This window comes from Sphingobacterium paludis, assembly GCF_004364125.1.
Classification (GTDB): domain Bacteria; phylum Bacteroidota; class Bacteroidia; order Sphingobacteriales; family Sphingobacteriaceae; genus Sphingobacterium; species Sphingobacterium paludis.
This window is the reverse complement of sequence record NZ_SNZV01000001.1, coordinates 458,561-475,408: the sequence shown is the minus strand read 5'-3', so window position 1 is coordinate 475,408 and position 16,848 is coordinate 458,561. Positions and strand designations below refer to the sequence as shown.

12 protein-coding genes are annotated in these 16,848 nt (G+C 43.8%); 6 read left to right on the top strand and 6 right to left on the bottom strand.

Features of this window, described 5'->3' with window-relative positions; translation table 11 throughout:
- Positions 1 to 1,171: 1,171 nt before the first annotated feature.
- Both B0I21_RS01950 and B0I21_RS01945 read right to left on the bottom strand, forming a co-directional pair.
- Positions 1,172 to 2,026: an aminotransferase class IV gene (locus B0I21_RS01950; RefSeq protein ID WP_133638651.1), complete on the bottom strand. Its 855-nt coding sequence runs from the start codon at positions 2,024 to 2,026 to the stop codon at positions 1,172 to 1,174.
- Positions 2,027 to 2,039: 13 nt separating this feature from the next.
- Positions 2,040 to 3,080 carry an RluA family pseudouridine synthase gene (locus tag B0I21_RS01945; protein WP_133638650.1) on the bottom strand — a complete coding sequence of 347 codons (1,041 nt, stop codon included), beginning with the start codon at positions 3,078 to 3,080 and terminating at the stop codon, positions 2,040 to 2,042.
- Between the two features lie 51 nt (positions 3,081 to 3,131).
- Between B0I21_RS01945 and B0I21_RS01940 the strand changes: the two genes are divergently transcribed.
- The 5 genes from B0I21_RS01940 to B0I21_RS01920 all read left to right on the top strand — a co-directional run bounded on the left by B0I21_RS01940 (position 3,132) and on the right by B0I21_RS01920 (position 11,222).
- Complete coding sequence (locus tag B0I21_RS01940; RefSeq protein WP_208292242.1) at positions 3,132 to 4,019, top strand: 1-aminocyclopropane-1-carboxylate deaminase/D-cysteine desulfhydrase; 888 nt, start codon at positions 3,132 to 3,134, stop codon at positions 4,017 to 4,019.
- Positions 4,020 to 5,078: 1,059 nt separating this feature from the next.
- Positions 5,079 to 5,324 (top strand): hypothetical protein, encoded by a 246-nt coding sequence (locus tag B0I21_RS01935; protein ID WP_208292241.1) that lies wholly within the window; start codon positions 5,079 to 5,081, stop codon positions 5,322 to 5,324.
- Between the two features lie 22 nt (positions 5,325 to 5,346).
- Complete coding sequence (locus B0I21_RS01930) at positions 5,347 to 7,206, top strand: hypothetical protein (RefSeq protein ID WP_133638648.1); 1,860 nt, start codon at positions 5,347 to 5,349, stop codon at positions 7,204 to 7,206.
- A gap of 272 nt (positions 7,207 to 7,478) precedes the next feature.
- Complete coding sequence (locus B0I21_RS01925; RefSeq protein WP_133638647.1) at positions 7,479 to 9,347, top strand: type 1 glutamine amidotransferase family protein; 1,869 nt, start codon at positions 7,479 to 7,481, stop codon at positions 9,345 to 9,347.
- 27 nt (positions 9,348 to 9,374) lie between these two features.
- Positions 9,375 to 11,222, top strand: a complete 1,848-nt coding sequence (locus tag B0I21_RS01920; protein WP_133638646.1) for a hypothetical protein — start codon at positions 9,375 to 9,377, stop codon at positions 11,220 to 11,222.
- Positions 11,223 to 11,964: 742 nt separating this feature from the next.
- Here B0I21_RS01920 and B0I21_RS01915 read toward each other — a convergent pair.
- Together B0I21_RS01915 and B0I21_RS01910 are read right to left on the bottom strand one after the other, a co-directional pair.
- The gene (locus B0I21_RS01915) at positions 11,965 to 12,624 is read right to left on the bottom strand and encodes a hypothetical protein (protein ID WP_133638645.1); all 660 of its coding nucleotides are present in this window, start codon (positions 12,622 to 12,624) and stop codon (positions 11,965 to 11,967) included.
- 5 nt (positions 12,625 to 12,629) lie between these two features.
- Positions 12,630 to 13,268, bottom strand: a complete 639-nt coding sequence (locus B0I21_RS01910) for an LA_2272 family surface repeat-containing protein (RefSeq protein ID WP_133638644.1) — start codon at positions 13,266 to 13,268, stop codon at positions 12,630 to 12,632.
- A 116-nt stretch (positions 13,269 to 13,384) separates the two neighbouring features.
- Here B0I21_RS01910 and B0I21_RS01905 point away from each other — a divergent pair, with 116 nt between their 5' ends.
- Positions 13,385 to 14,347 carry a hypothetical protein gene (locus B0I21_RS01905; RefSeq protein WP_133638643.1) on the top strand — a complete coding sequence of 321 codons (963 nt, stop codon included), beginning with the start codon at positions 13,385 to 13,387 and terminating at the stop codon, positions 14,345 to 14,347.
- A 358-nt stretch (positions 14,348 to 14,705) separates the two neighbouring features.
- Here B0I21_RS01905 and B0I21_RS01900 read toward each other — a convergent pair whose 3' ends face one another.
- Together B0I21_RS01900 and B0I21_RS01895 are read right to left on the bottom strand one after the other, a co-directional pair.
- The gene (locus B0I21_RS01900) at positions 14,706 to 16,517 is read right to left on the bottom strand and encodes a hypothetical protein (protein WP_133638642.1); all 1,812 of its coding nucleotides are present in this window, start codon (positions 16,515 to 16,517) and stop codon (positions 14,706 to 14,708) included.
- Positions 16,518 to 16,540: 23 nt separating this feature from the next.
- On the bottom strand, positions 16,541 to 16,789 hold the full coding sequence (locus tag B0I21_RS01895; RefSeq protein WP_133638641.1) for a hypothetical protein: 249 nt from the start codon (positions 16,787 to 16,789) through the stop codon (positions 16,541 to 16,543).
- Between the last annotated feature and the right edge of the window lie 59 nt (positions 16,790 to 16,848).

Sequence of the window (16,848 nt, the reverse complement as noted above, 5' to 3'; positions counted from 1 at the left end):
TACTTTTTGGCAGTGGGTAATGGGTAGTATGTGGTGCGTACAGCGTAATGAGTACAGCGTAATGCGAGTTAGACTTTAGTAGATAGTACTTAGTACTTAGATTGTAGTACTTTTTGGCAGTGGGTAACGGGTAGTATGTGGTGCGTACAGCGTAATGAGTACAGCGTAATACGAGTTAGATTTAAGTAGATAGTACTTAGTATATAGAAATAATAGGGTTGCAAAGTTTATTACTTTTCATTTTTTCACTTCTCACTTTTAAGTTTTTACTTTTAAATTTCCCCTTTTTACTTTGAAAAGCACCTCCCATTAATAAACGAAATGTCGCCTTATTTTTGTTGCGTATGTAGTCACTTGCCTTCGCACTTCCTCACACGGATGCAACAAAAATTCAGCGACGATTTTTTTGCTTCCTTTTTTTAGAAAAAAAAGGAAGGCCCTGTCCTGGCAAGGACGGAAAACTTGTGGGATGGACTTTTTTGGTTATGGGTAATGCGTAGTGTGAGTTAGATTTAAGCAGATAGTACCTAGTACTTAGTATATAGAAATGGTCCTATCTACAAATCCCATTACTTCTTATTCTTCCCTTTTTACTTTGAAAAGCACCTCCCATTAATAAACGAAATGTCGCCTTATTTTTGTTGCGTATGTAGTCACTTGCCTTCGCACTTCCTCACAGGGATGCAACAAAAATTCAGCGACGATTTTTTTGCTTCCTTTTTTTAGAAAAAAAAGGAAGGCCCTGTCCTGGCAAGGACGGAAAGCTTGTGGGATGGACTTTGTTGGTAATCGGTAATGCGTAGTGCGAGTTAGATTTAAGCAGATAGTACTTAGTATATAGAAATAATAGGGTTGCAAAGTTTATTACTTTTCATTTTTTCACTTCTCACTTTTAAGTTTTTACTTTTAAACTTTCACTTTTTACTTTGAAAAGCACCTCCCATTATTAAACGAAATGTCGCCTTATTTTTGTTGCGTATGTAGTCACTTGCCTTCGCACTTCCTCACAGGGATGCAACAAAAATTCAGCGACGATTTTTTTGCTTCCTTTTTTTAGAAAAAAAAGGAAGGCCCTGTCCTGGCAAGGACGGAAAGGTTGTGGGATGGACTTTTTTGGTACTAGATAACGGGTAATGCTTAGTGTTTTGCCGCGGCACGCGGCAAAACAACCTTACTCCTCTTCATAAGCCCAAGTCTGCAACTTATCTTGTAATATCCGCGATATCTTATTAAAATACCGTTTCTGCTTGTATCCCATTACCCACTGCACACCCTGAGTTGCGTTGGTACAGAAAATTTCATCGGCCTGCTTCATAATCTCGGGACTTATCTGCGCTTCGACAACCGGAATATCTTCCTGTGCAGCCATATCCATCACTACTTTCCGCATCACACCGGCTACGCAGCCCTCGGTCAATGCAGGGGTATACAACACTTTTTCGTAATACACGAAGATATTCGATGTTAAGCCTTCGCAGAGAAAGCCTTCCTGATTAAGGAGAAAAACCTCATCATACGCGAATTTCTTTTTATAAAGGCCCGCCATAACATAAATCAATGCATTGTTTGATTTAAGGTGCGAGAGGTCGCTATAGGGCTTTTTAAACTCGGTATACAAGTCAACGATCAGCCCTAGTTTCTTATCGCGTAGAGAGGGCTGCATACGCAGCACTTGCAGACAATAAACTGGCCGGTTCGTATCGGGGGAATACAGACCACCACCAGCGCGATAGACAATTAAGCGCACCCGGGGCTGCTGCCCAAGCATATTGTTCTTGCGAATAAGCTCCTCCGTCTTTGACCGTATAAAAAAAACATCAAACTTCGTAGCTTCCTCCAATTGTATCGTGTGCATGGCACGCTGCAAACGATCGACATGCAGGTCCAAAAACCGAATATCACCATCTTTCCATAGCATGGTTTCAAAAAGACCATCGCCGTAGCGCATCGCCCGGCTATCAATAGCGGCTATAGGCTGGCTTTCATCGATGATTTGACCATCGAAATTCATATAATGTATTGACATAAATGTTTCCTTGTTAAGATTGTTGATCCATGGTCGTCGAGTAAGAACGCCATTTATCTAATGCCTGCTGGAAGTCCTCGGGTAATGGTACCTCAAAGTTAACCATTTCTTTGGTACGCGGATGCAGAAAACCAAGTGACCTCGCATGAAGAGCTTGCCGAGGTAAGATCTCGAAACAATTGTGAACAAACTGCTTATATTTATTGAAAACAGTACCCTTTACAATCTTACTACCACCATACAATTCGTCGGAAAAGAGTGGGTGACCGATGGATTTCATATGCGTACGGATCTGGTGTGTACGCCCGGTTTCAAGCTCGCATTCAATTAATGTTACATAGCCTAGACGCTCCAATACGCGATAATGTGTAACGGACCATTTTCCTTTGTCCTCGCTATCATACATATCCATGATGCGGCGATCTTTCAAGTTGCGACCGATGAAGCCTGTTACCGTTCCATCTTCGGGCAGATCACCCCATACTAATGCCACATACTTCCTTTCAATAGAGTGTTCGAAAAACTGTTTAGCCAAATACGTCATTGCCCATTCATTCTTCGCGATCACCAACAAGCCGGAGGTATCTTTATCAATGCGGTGCACCAAGCCCGGACGGCCGGTGTTTCCCGGCATAGTAGGCAGCTGATTCAAATGATACGTGAGCGCATTGACCAAGGTGCCGGTGTAATTGTTATATCCCGGATGCACCACCATACCCGCCTCCTTATTGACCAACAGGACATCATCATCCTCATGGACAATGGTCAAGGGAATATTTTCCGGATAAACTTCGGTATCGCGAGGCGGATCGGGCAAAAGCACGGTGATGACATCCAGCGGCTTCACTTTGTAATTGGCTTTGACAATTTTGCCATTGACCAATACCGAGTCTGCCGCTATCGCATTTTGAATACGGTTTCTGGAGGTGTTTTCCACCCTGTTCATCAGGAATTTATCCAAGCGTAACAAAGCTTGACCTTTATCCGCTTCTATACGTAGGTGTTCAAAAAGTTCCTGCTCTTCCTGCTCTTGAAAATCGAATTCTTCTGCCATCACGCAAAAGTATTGAAATCCTTTAAAATCTACTAACTTTGACGCTGTATTATGTTAACATTTGATTTTCATAGCCCCGTGGAGGAAATCTCCCTCCCGCTATATGCCGAAAAGCAGGTACGCGTTTTCATGAAGCGAGATGACCTGATACACCCCTACATATCAGGCAACAAGTGGCGAAAATTGAAATACACACTTAACCAAGCGAAACAGGAGCAGCGAACCCTTCTGGTTACCTTTGGTGGCGCTTGGTCTAACCACTTGCTCGCCACCGCCTGTGCAGGCGCAAAGTTCGGGTTTCAAACGTATGCTTTCGTTCGTGGCGAGAGGATAGACAACCCAGTCTTGAAGCTTTGCCAAATCTTCGGCATGCAGCTGGAATTTGTCGATCGCCAGCGCTATAAAAACAAGGAAGACCTTTTCCACGAGCGTTTTGGAAACGATCAGCACGCCTATTTCATTGACGAAGGCGGATACGGCAAACAGGCCCTCATTGGCTGTAGCGAAATCATCGACGAGCTAGCAGATCACTATGATCATATCTTTTGCGCTTGTGGAACCGGAACAACCGCGGCCGGCCTCTTGGAAGGGATTCACCAACGAGGATTACAAACCACCTTACATGCCGTACCCGTGTTGAAGGGCGGGGAATTTCTACGCGAAGAAATCAACAAATTAACCAAACGAGCTGATGATAACCTACAATTACACAGCACCTATCATGCCGGCGGCTATGCAAAAACCACGCCTGCACTTATCCAGTTCATCAACGAATTTACGCAGCAAACCGGCATATTGCTGGAGCCCACCTACACGGGCAAACTGCTGTTTGCCGTCCACGACTTGCTCAAGAAAAATGAGATTCCAGCACATACCAAAATCTTGATCCTGCACACCGGCGGACTAACGGGGTTGCTGGGTATGCTGGATAAATTTTAGCGTGGAGTTTGTAGTACTTTTTTGGTATTGGGTAGTGCGTAGTGAGTAATGGGTATGGCGTAATGAGATAGTATAGATTTTAGTGGATAAGACGTAGTAGGTAGAAATGGTACTGTGTAGGGTTTTTTACTTTTAAATTTTTAACTTTTTAACCGAGCGTAGCGAGCTCATCGAAGATAATTTCAATTGCACTAACCAGTATTAAGCAAAATGTCGCATCGAAAGCTTTGCAATATGTAGACATTTGCCCCCGCACAAGCCTTCCCTGCAAAGGTTTCAAGCGACGGGCTTTTGTTACTTTTGGCCTACAAAAGTAATGCCTTGCCGCGGCATGCGGCGGATGGGGTGTGGGTTGGACAAACCGAGTAAAAAACAAACTCTTACAAAAGTATTAGCCCTGCCGCAGCATGCGGCGGAAAGCTTGTTGGAGCTTCTAACTTTTGACTTTTCACTTGTCAATTTTGACTTCTGAATTTTCACTTGTCAATTTCGAATTTTGACTTTTCACTTGTCAATTTTGACTTCCAACTTTTGAATTTTGACTTTTGACTTTTCACTTGTCAATTTTGACTTCCAACTTTTGAATTTTGACTTTTGACTTTTGACTTTTCACTTGTCAAGTTTGACTTTTTAATTTTCACTTGTCAATTTCGACTGTTGCACCGCTGACTAATACAAGTATACCTCTTCTATTCTTCAAAAATTAGTTTAGCATTTATACACTTAAAACATACGAAAAACAGCAGTCAAACCGCTTATTTACTAATAATTATCCTAAAAATTATAAACACCTATTTTATTGAAACAAAATACGCCGTTTAGAGAGATAAAACAGTCCATACGTTCCTAAAATGAAAAACTAACATTGTAAACAACACGCTACATTTATTTTTAAAGAAAATAAAATCCATCTTTTAATCAGATAAAAATTGAATTTTTGCATCAGAAATAAAGGAATAGCGTTGGTAAATAAAAAACCTTACAATATTCCTCGGACTAGATGGAGCTTGACAGAAGCTCATTTATAGATTAATAATAAACGTTTAAACTATAAGAATAATGCAATCAAAAATTAACACAGTCAATCATCAAGAGAAAGAAATGAACATGGTGGAGAATCATCTTCCCGTTAAGACCAAATTAAAATACACCCCACCCCTCGTACAGGTAGATGTGATTGAAATGGAGGGCGGAATCGCTGCAACTTCAGGAGCGCGAATACAAATAGGTAGCGGTCAAGATGAATTTACACCAGAGGTTCAAGATTGGCAAGTCACAGAATCTGAACAACAGCTATTTCTTTAATATATCAAGAACTATTAACAGTATGTTTATTAGAAATTCGAAATCAATACTTTTATTTACATGTTTACTATCATTCGCCATTACTTCTTGTAGGAAAGGCGGCGATGCAACGCTGGAGAAAGTAAACAGCGATACCCAGCTGATGTTTACCATTGCGGAACAAACGGGCGAACCCAGCAACACCATGATAAAACTTAAAGGTTCCAACTCAAGCTCCAACAGCGCCAAGGATATTCAGGAGCTAAGTCAGGAAGAAAATAAGGAATATCACTTTATTGACGGTGGTGCGTTCCGCGTAACAACATCCATTGTTAGAGAACCCGCGGCATTAAGCCCAAACGAGCCACTGGAAACAAATAAGCTTGACGCACGGATGTCAGGCCCACAAAAAGCATCCTCTCGCTCCCTGTTGGCGAGAAATATCAAATACCGCGTGGTGTTGTACGACCGGTCTACGTCGCCGTCAACATTTGTATCCACAACATTGGGAACAGCAGGCAGTCCCTTGTATATCAACGTGGAGAAAGGAAAGAATTACGACTGGGCCGTTTTCTCTTTCAACGATGAAAATGACCCTGGCGACATGCAAGATGTGGTAAACACAGGATCCCGTGATTTATTGCATGCAAGGGGTACAACCGGCACTATACCCGGCGTCAGTGGAGATAAACAACTGTATACCGTACCGATCCATGTGCGGTTACAGCACAAATTGGCCAATGTTTCGGTACAGGTCACCGCGAAGAACTATCCAGCAAGGATTACGGGCATCAGCGGCGTCTTGGGAAGGAACAACTATTTCTTCAGGAACAAACTGGATATTAAGAGCGGTAACTTTGCTGATCAACATACGCAGATTGCGATGGGCTCAGCCATGGCGTTCAAAACTGCTTCGGGAGATACAGATAGGGTTGCAGACTATTACACATCATCACTCACCGCGATAAGCGATTTTTTTATCCAGTTGAATACGCTTTCGTTACGCACGCCTTCCAATGACATTCGGACATTGAGCTCTCCCGTACAATATCGCTGGAACAATATCAGTCCAGTTGCCGGACAGCGGACTATCGCAAAGATTAATATTCAGCCCGTACAGGATATTTCGGGTGACAGGTTTAAAATTCTGTCGATTGGAGAAGCCACATATGGTTTTTACAACCAACGTAATTCCGGTATCTGGCTAGCCTTGCATAGTGGCAAAAACTTTGGTCCACAAGGCACCTATCCTACGACTAACCTGAACTGGGACGTCACATATCGAACTCCATCGTTGACCGCCTTTGACGATATCTTGACAGGTAACTATAAAATGGTTTTTGTTTCCTATGCCGTTGTAATCCATCGTCCACAGATCGCAGACCTAATAAACACCTACGTCGATCGCGGGGGAACAATCATATGGTTTACGCAAATTCCAACTCATCCAAATGATCGATTAGTTTGGGAAAGGTTTACGGGCAGCCAAGCATCTGGCACTCCATATAGTGGCTATGGTGGAACATTTAACCAAAACCCACTTCTGAATGGCCCTTTTGGAGACGCTAGAGGAACGACTTACGGAGAGGACGCATTACTAGGAGCTGGTATTAGCAATGTCTCCAGCAATGCAGAAGTTTTAGCGGTTCACGGTACAAATCCCAATAATATCCTTGCATGGAAGGCGAAAGATAAAGATTTTTATTATTTCGCGGACGGCGGCTTTCAACGATATATTCCAGTTGCGGGGCCGGGGTTTGGTGATCATCCATTTTTATTAACAGCAGCCCCTGATTACGTACCAAGAATAGGACCTTGGTACAAACAGGAAAATGTTTCCAATTCAGTTGTTTTCATGAACATCATCGCTAAAACTATTGACAAGGTTATGGGGAGACAATAATAGCTAGGAACCCATTTAAAAAATTGATTCGTTGTTTGTTTGGGGGGGGGGACTTTAAATGCGAAGTCCCCTTTTTCCGAACACCTGTTTACACGCAGGCATCGCAAGTAGTAACAGGAACATGATCGCAGTACCAACGGGAAAGTAAAACGAAACCCATATTGTTCCTCATGCTCTACATCGTCAGTAAGCGATTTCGCTTAGAGTCCCTCCTGCTGATTGACCAACAAAAGTACTTTGAGACACTTATCATTTCTTTAATCTATACGAATATGTTTACTCAAAAATCAACGTTACTACATGTATGGGCATGTTTACTATTGCTTGGCGTCAGTTCCTGTAGGAAACAGGGCGATGGAACGCTGGATAAAGCAAACAGCGACACACAGCTGATGTTCACCATTGCGGAACAAACGGGCGAGCCGGGCAGCAACATGATGAAACTTAAGGCTTCGAGCTCCAGCAGCGCCATGCAGGTGCAGCCCGAAAGTCAGGAAGAATATAAGGAATTTCACTTTATTGACGATGGTGCGTTCCGCGTAACAACATCCATTGTTAACGAACCCTCGACATTAAGCGCGAACGATCCATTGGAAACAAATAAGCTTGACGCACGGATGTCAGGTCCACAAAAAGCATCCTCTCGCTCCCTGTTGGCAAGAAATATCAAATACCGTGTGGTCTTGTACGACCGGTCTACTACGCCATCAACATTTGTATCCACAACATTGGGGACAGCAGGCAGCCCCTTGTATATCAACGTAGAGAAAGGAAAGAATTACGACTGGGCCGTTTTCTCCTTCAACGATGAAAATGACCCTGGCGACATGCAAGATGTGGTAAACACAGGATCCCGTGATTTATTGCATGCAAAGGGCACAACCGGCGTTATACCCGGCGTCAGTGGAGATAGAAAATTATATACCGTGCCGATCCATGTGCAGTTACAGCACAAACTGGCCAATGTTTCGGTACAGGTCACGGCGAAAAACTATCCGGCAAGGATTACCGGAATAAGCGGTATCCTAGGAAGGAACAGCTATTTCTTCAGGAACAAACTGGATATTAAGACCGGTAACTTTGTTGATCAACATACGCACATTGCGATGAGCTCGACCATGGCGTTCAGCTCGGTGTCAGGAGAAACAGATAGGGTTGCAGACTATTACACGTCATCATCCTCCCCGATCAGCAATTTCTTTATCCAGTTGAACACGCTCTCGTTACGCACGCCTTCCAATGACATTCGCACATTAAGCTCTCCCGTACAATATCGCTGGAACAATATCAGTCCAGTTGCCGGACAGCGGACTATCGCAAAGATTAATATCCAGCCCGTGCAAGATATTTCCGGTGACAGGTTCAGAATTCTTTCGGTCGGATCCGCACATCATAGCCTAGATCCCTACTCAAATTACTCTGGTTCGTGGCATGCACTACATAGCGACAAAAACTTTGGGCCAACTGGCACCTACCCTACAACCAACTTGAACTGGAGCATAAACTATACCCCGAATCCTGTGACTGCCTACAGCAGCGACTTATCGAGCTATAAGATGATCTTCGTTGCCGTTGGAGGTGCTCCTGCAAGGCGCGAAGACGCACAGAAGTTGATCGACTACGTACAGCAGGGAGGGACGTTAATTTGGTTCACAGCAACGCCGCTGCATGCATTTGACAAAATTGTTTGGGAGCATTTTGCAGGCCAAGGCACAACGCTCCCTGTGTTCACTACCGATGGATCAAAACTAAGCCAGCACGACGTACTAAATGGAGTCTTTGGTGATGCGCGCGGGAAGACTTTCGGAAATTACGCTGCTGGCGGACTCGGTATGAGTGACTTCACTAAACCTGTTGACGTATTAGCTGAAGGCATACCGGTGAGACCCGCCACGAGCAGCGCTGTGGTATGGAAAGCAAGAGACTATAATTTCTTCTATTTTGCGACCAATGGCATGCAAAAATATGCTCAAAACGCTGCTGAAATTGCGGCAGGTGTCGCACCTTTTTTGCTCACCAGTAGGCCTGATTATGTACCGACCATAGGTCCTTGGGGGAAGCAACAAGATGTATCAAATTCTGTTTTGCTCATGAATGTTGTTGCCCAAACAATTGACCGAGTCATGTCAGGCAGAAAATAACTATCAATAAAATTAAATATTATCAACATGTTTACTTTACCATCAAAATTACTTTATTTAGTTACATTTTTACTATTGCTGTTACTAGCGGCTTGTAATAAGGATGCGGGCAAACCCTTTGAACAACAGAACGCCGATTCACGGCTTGTTTTCACCATTGCAGAACAAACCGGGCAGCCGGGCAGCAATCTAGCAAAATTGAAGGCATCAAATGGTACAGGCGTCGCACGGTATGGGCATGAAGAAAACCGGCAACATTATTTTATTGAAGATGGAGCATTTCGGGTAACCACATCCATTATCAGAGAATCTTCCGCAGCTTCGCAAAATAGAGCCGTACTAGGTAATAAGGAGGCCGCACGTATGTCAAGCTCGCCAAACGCCCCCTCTAGCTCTTTGCTGGGAAAAAATATCAAATACCGCGTCGTCCTGTATGACAGAACATCTTCTCCAGCTACATTCGTATCCACCACATTGGGAACTGTGGGCACACCGTTATACGTTAACGTGGACAAAGGAAAAGATTACGATTGGGCTGTGTTCTCGTTTAACGACGAGACTGATCCTGGCGACACACACGAGATCGTGACCTCTGGTTCCCGCGATTTGTTGTACGCTAAGGGCACAACAGGGGTTATACCCGGTGTCAGTGGAGACCAACAACTCTATACCGTGCCGGTCAATGTACGGTTACAGCACAAACTGGCCAATGTCTCGGTACAGATCACGGCGAAAAACTATCCGGCAAGGATTATGGGTATAAACGCAAGCCTCGGAAGTGGCCGTTATTTCTACAGCAACAACATAGACCTCAGAACCGGGGAGTTTGTCGATGAGGCTACGGCGATCGAGATGAACTCGGCAATACGCTTCCGATCTGCTTCGAGAGATACCACCATGCTGGCTGACTATTACACGGCGCAGTTCGCTCCGATCAGCAACTTCTTTATCACCATAAATAATCTCCTTATACGCACCAATTCCAATGTGACTAAATCCTTAAGCTCGCCTGTGCGCTACAGCTGGGATAATGTCAGTCCGACAGCTGGAGAGCGGATTATTACGAAGGTCAATATCCAACCGGTACAAGATATTTCAAGTGAGAAGTTTAAGATTCTCTTCGTCGGCGAAGTAAGCTCTGGTGTAGGCAATCAAGATATTTCCGGTATCTGGCAAGCATTGAATAGTAGCAAAAACTTTGGTCCAAATGGCACCTACCCCACCACTAACCTGAATTGGAATATCACCTGGCGAACAACAACCGCTAATTCCTTTGACGACATTTTAACGGGTAACTACAAAATGATTTTTGCCGGTAACAAAACAGAAACCTCTAGCGAAGCTGTTAATCTATTAGCTACGTATGTAGACCGGGGCGGAACCGTAATCTGGTTTACAGAAACGTCATCATTCCTAAATGATAGAGCAGTATGGTCAAGATATACCGGATCACAAGCAAGTGTATATTCATTTAATTCTTTTGGAGCAACGTTTAATCAGAGCCCTACGTTGAACGGGCCATTTGGTGACGCCCGGGGCACTACATTTGGTGATGATGGTTTATTTGGACAAGCCATTGGTAACTTATCGACCACAAGGGTGGATGTCTTAGCAACCCATGGAAGTAACACAGCGGCCGCTATGGTTTGGAAAGCGAAAGACCGCAACTTCTACTATTTTGGAGATGGCGGAATGCAAAGGTACAACCCCCAGTCTGGACCTAATTCTACCAGAGACCCGTTTTTACTGACTGCCGCTCCTGATTGTGAGCCAAGAATTGGTCCTTGGTACAACAGACAGGACGTGTCTAACTCTGTTGTGATTATGAACATCGTTGCCAAAACAATTGATGAAGTTATGGCAAGGGAGAAATAAGTAGCTACCTCCTTTCAAAGCATATCGAATATTTCTTAGGGATTTCCAATCTGGAAATCCCTAATTTGTTAGGTTGCCATATAGGTAGGCGGGCGCTCCAGCATCTAAAAATAATGACACGCTATATCCACCCCATTTTATGATTAGCCAATGCTATTTCAGCATGTTGCAACATACCAGGAACCACTTTAGAAAAGGTTCAATTCAGATCTTTAGCTAAAGCTGTCCTATAACCGAGGGCACTTGTTAAAATTTGTTAAACAACTCGACATACAACAACAATATAAACATTAAGCGCGTTATAGTTCTAATTCATAATTTAGGTTAATAATTGGTTAGTTAGTAAAAAAATCCTGAAGCTCCCCGCTTCAGGATTTTTTTTATAGGACATTAGGCCGATGATGTTAACTCACTATAAATCAACAACCTGCCAAATTGCAAATTTCGACGATCTGTCAGTGACGCATGAGATTTGGAATAAAAATGTTAAAGATATGTTAAAATGCATAGCATTACATAATATAGTTGAATAGACAACGTTTTTTAAATATTCATAATTTCATAATTTAGGTTAATAATTGGTTTGGTAAAATCCTGAGGTTCCCCGCTTCAGGATTTTCTTTTATAAGCCTATTTAATGGCTCCGATGTGCAATTGCGCTGCTTGTCAACACAAACGGAGCTCGCTTTTCCTCCTAACCTATGCGCCGATCCGTAAATTTTTTTCTAATGTTGCCAAACATCTATTGCCTGTAAAACAAACCTACTGTAACGCTATGTGCACCAAAACTCCTGTCGACAATATCATTGAACAGCGAGTATGGTGTAAAATTGTAGCGCGCATGCAGACCAAATTCGCCTATGCGCAACTTAAGCGATTGCCCGATGAAAAAACTGCTCAGCGGCTTCACAAAAGTAGGCGCTTCATCTTTATCCTTCGCACGTTTCGGATTTGATGCATACTCCCGCCGCGCACGCAGATCATCATAGAAATAAAACGCATAACCACCGGACGTTCCCCATTCTACATCGATCAACGATCGGCTACTGATGGAAAGAATTTTATCTGCTTGTATACCCACGAAGCCAGAGAAAGATCGCGTTCGTGCTGTCTCATCCGTTCCAGCATAAGGGAATCGGCGTTGTGCCGGGAAATTCACAGACGCGCCGTAATTGAAAACCGTCGACTCCGATCGTTTTTGACGTATCCAAAAGGCAACATTGGGGGCGGTGTTCATCACGTTGTGCAGAGATCCCAGCGGGATCGTCACGCCCCCCTCCACAGCCACACTTTCAAACCGCTCGGTATATGCATTTGTAGCAATGGTGTCCTGCTGCTGTTCTTGGGAAAACAGTGGCTGTGCAGCATATAATGCAAGCATGCTGATCAATATCCTCATCATCACCGTTAAAAATTAATGAATGGAAGCGATCGACGTGCATTTTCATTCCAAATCCCTAATTGGAGCCCACTAACGCTTTTAGACACGTTTATTAGACCTATTTGCAACCCCACAGTACGCTTCGATTTGTTGAAAATGCCCAATTGTATACCTTGCGTGCGGTGGTTACTATTGTATATCCCCACACCAACACCATGAAGCTCTTCTGAAAAATTGCCGATAACCGAAAGATGCAGACCGTTTAGCTTCTGGACACTGGTATATGTTGCCTGCACGCTCACACCATCCAATTTCTTCGCAACGCTGTACATCGCAACACTTAACCCCCTATGCACGGTGCCGCGGTGTAAAAACCCACCTAAGCCCAAGTTAACCCCATTCGAGATCAATCGCGTAGGCTCTTCTTCCAACCGAGTAGGATCTCCATATAAAACCACAAGTGGTGAAAGAATAAACAAATCAATGTTGACGCCATTGATTTGTCGTTGGAGGCTATCATAGTCTAAATGCCCCAAACCAACGACTACACCGTTTACCTTTGCAGTCTCTCTGGTCATTGGCGACAAACTAAAAATTTTTGTTCGCTGCGCGTGTACATACAGTACGCAAAGGCAAAGCAAACTAATAATGGTGATCTTTTTCATACATGCAATAATTAATTCAAGTCAAATCTATCGCAGTTTTCGAGTAGAAATTTGTGTAAAACAATAAAATTGAATTGGAAATTTGCGATATTCACAAAAAATCCAGTTGATTGACCATGTTTCAAGAAAAACTTATTGCAGCGCTTTACAAAAAGAAAAGATTATCGAGTTCACTCATCGCTGATTTGGCCGATGTACTTGCCATCAGTTATGATGCTGCACACCGCAGAATCTCCATGAAAAGTAAATTCTCCATTGACGAGGCCGTATTACTTTCGAAATATTACGGACTATCGCTTGACAATTTATTTCAAGGGGAAGACCATGTACTGGTCAAAAAGACGAAAGAGATCAACGGTTTTGCGGGTTTATCGCGTTATTTAGCAAGCGCTTACGGTTCCCTAAGCGAACACGAAGCAGCAACCAGCACACAGATCTACTACTCGGCAAAGGATATTCCGTTATTTTATACCATCCATCCTGGATTACTGTCCAAGTTTAAGTCATTTGTCTGGCTAAACCTGCTCACAAACGAGCAAGAGGCCTCAGCATTTAGTGCTTTTAAGATAGCGGCACCCGTCGTGGAAAACAGTAGAAACCTGTGCGCATTCTACGAGAACACTACCAAACATGAAATTTGGAACGACACGACCATCAACAGCACATTACAGCAGATCGTCTATTTTTTCCAGGCTGGCTTACTTACAGTTGAACATGCACTCGAACTTTGCGAAGAGGTGAAAGAACTGCTTGCTAGGCTAGAACAGCAATGCACGCCTAAAAATGAGCTGTACCGAATCTACTACCATGAGCTACTAATCTTGAACAACAACGTGCTGGTCGCTGATGAACGGCAGCAATCTTTATTCATACCCTACACGATGTTAGGTTACTTTATTACCAAAGACGTACGCACATGCAGCAACGCACTTGATTTTTTCAAGCATCAGCTGAAGAACTCCAAGTTACTCAATACAGCAGGCACACGTGATAAAAAGATGTTTTTCAATAGGGCGTATCAAAAAATTGAATTCTACAAGCAACAAGTGCTATCGAGCCAAGATTTCAGCTACCTGTAGCCTAACTTGCTGATGTTTAGGTTCAGCCTGCCCCCGAAATATTACATCTTGACCGGTTGAGAAGTGCTCCGCAACGGAAACTTTATATCTCTTTTTATTGGTTGGTCGTACGGTATAGGGCAAACCAATAGCACAGATAGCTATCGTTTAGGATAGGGTTTATCGGAACCGCCCAATTATCGCATTTCGTTAAACAAATCCACATTTGGCAACAACGCTTAGGCTTGGACGCATAGCAGTGCCAATTCGTTATCCAGATTTATCGCTAATTATTGAGTACATCCTGAAGCGGGTGCTTCAGGATATACTTTTTACTGCCGGCGTCAAGAGCCGACAAAAGAAAAACACATTAAGCTTTTTATTGACTGAGTCTGGATATCGCTCTTGCTACAATATTCGAAATGACAACAGAATTGGACACATTGCCTCGTCCGCTCCAGCTAGCTATCTGAGGGACATAGCCCGGGCTACCCGATATCATAAACGGACCATTGGTATACAGCATCCCCCCATCACCAAAATAGAAAAGCTCAGAATCCCAACTCTTCCAAGCGACAGCATTAGAAGACGAACCATCCGCATACGCAAGAACGTTCATACTACTCGCCGTGTAATTGATGAGTCCATAACCTATCGAAGATTGGTTCCCAAAACTAGTTCCGCGGGCATCGCCGAAAGGCCCATTCAACACCGGATCTTGCGTGAAGTTTCCAAATGTTGAAAAACCTGAATACGAAGTGTTATTACCTACGTAGTACCTATAAAAAGACTGATCGGTTCCCGATCCTGGGTTTTCTGTAAAGAAGATTACCGTACCGCCTCCATTTATGAAATTCTGCAGCTGAACTACATCATTACTGGTCAGACCTGTGGCATAACCCACAAAGATCATTTTATAGTTTCCTGTGTTTGCATCAGACAGACTGCCAGAACCGCTACCTCGCACAGTTATATTCCAATTGAGGTTGGTTGTCCCGACTTTTCCCGTCGGCCCGAAATTACTAGCGCTATGCATCGTCTGCCACAAACCGCTAACACTGTTATTATAAAACATATATGGCGCCGCTCCCGTTGATAAAATCCGGAAATTGTTTCCCGAGATATCCCGAACGGGCTGAATATTTATTTTCGCCACATATCTTCTGCCCGCCACGGGAACTACATTACCCCAGTTAAAGGTAACGGGGGCGGCCTGTGTCTTTACCTGATTAGTCTGCGTCAGTATGGATAGACTATTCAGGACTACAGAAAAGGTTCCGATAGTCGACGTCGAAGCGGTATAGTACGTAGCAGAACGCACAGCAGCTGGCGTCGTAGGGGTTAGATTAATGGGCGTCGCGACGGTTGATGCCGTTGCTGTAGACAGCGTACCCGTTTTTACGTCCATATTGGCATTAGAGAAATAATTTGCCGAGCCCAAGGTGGCGACAGCAGCAGTAATCGTAGCGGGATAAGCGGTACTATTAAGTTCTACCGTGATTGCCGCCAGCTTATGTTTGAGCACCGCGTTGATCGGAACATTGACATTTGTGCCGTCCCCCGGCGCACCCGGAATAACTCCCGTCGTACCATTTATATGCAACAAATCGCGTTGATCCGAAGGGACTGTAGTATTCGAAGTTCCAGGATCATTTGCATCATTGTACGAGAAGACTGCCCAGTCGTAATTTTTGCCTTTCACTACGTCGATAGACAACGGTGTACCAGCCGTACCCAATGTGGAAGACACAAAGGTTGACGGCGTGGTAGCCCGATCATACAGTACCACCCTATATTTCACATTGGCAGGTAGCACGGTTTGCGCCTTTGTCTGTCGAACATCGGCACGGTTCCCTGCAAATGTAGTTTTTACCGTCTCCCGTCCGCCACCCATACGAGCGGATGTTTCCACAAGCGAGGCCGTCAATCGCATCGTGCCGTTATTTAATAAAACATGCTGTTCCTCGCCCACCACTCTATCTTCTACGATGGTGTTATTTAACGCGGACATCACTTTCATTTGTCCTGCCCCCCCGTTGGAGTCATCCTCAGAGATATTGAAAACCAACTTTGTGCCGTTGTCGACTATTTCTATTTCGTTGCCGCCCTTCTGCGTACAACCCAAACAGGAGAGTAAGAAAACAACAAAAACCTTGGCCATTACCATTTTCAATCTACACATCTTGATCATTATGTAAAGCGTTTTTATTGGAACTATAAATAAATCTGTTTATCACTCCCGTCTGCTGTCCAATCTTCCACTTGTGGTGTATTAGGGTCACCCGGGCTTCCAATCTGAACTCTGGAGACGGAACCTGCCGCCAAACCACTTTCCAGTCTAACTAACATCACGGTAACTGATGGCGATACGTATAATATCTTTTTAGCAGGATTAAGACTTGGCTTAACCGGCTGTGGCGCAAGAACAGGACGCTCAACCCTATCCATTTCTAGCGCAGTCATTTTTAAAGTAAAAGACATATTATTATTCATTAGTGATCATTTTTTTAGATTAATATCCA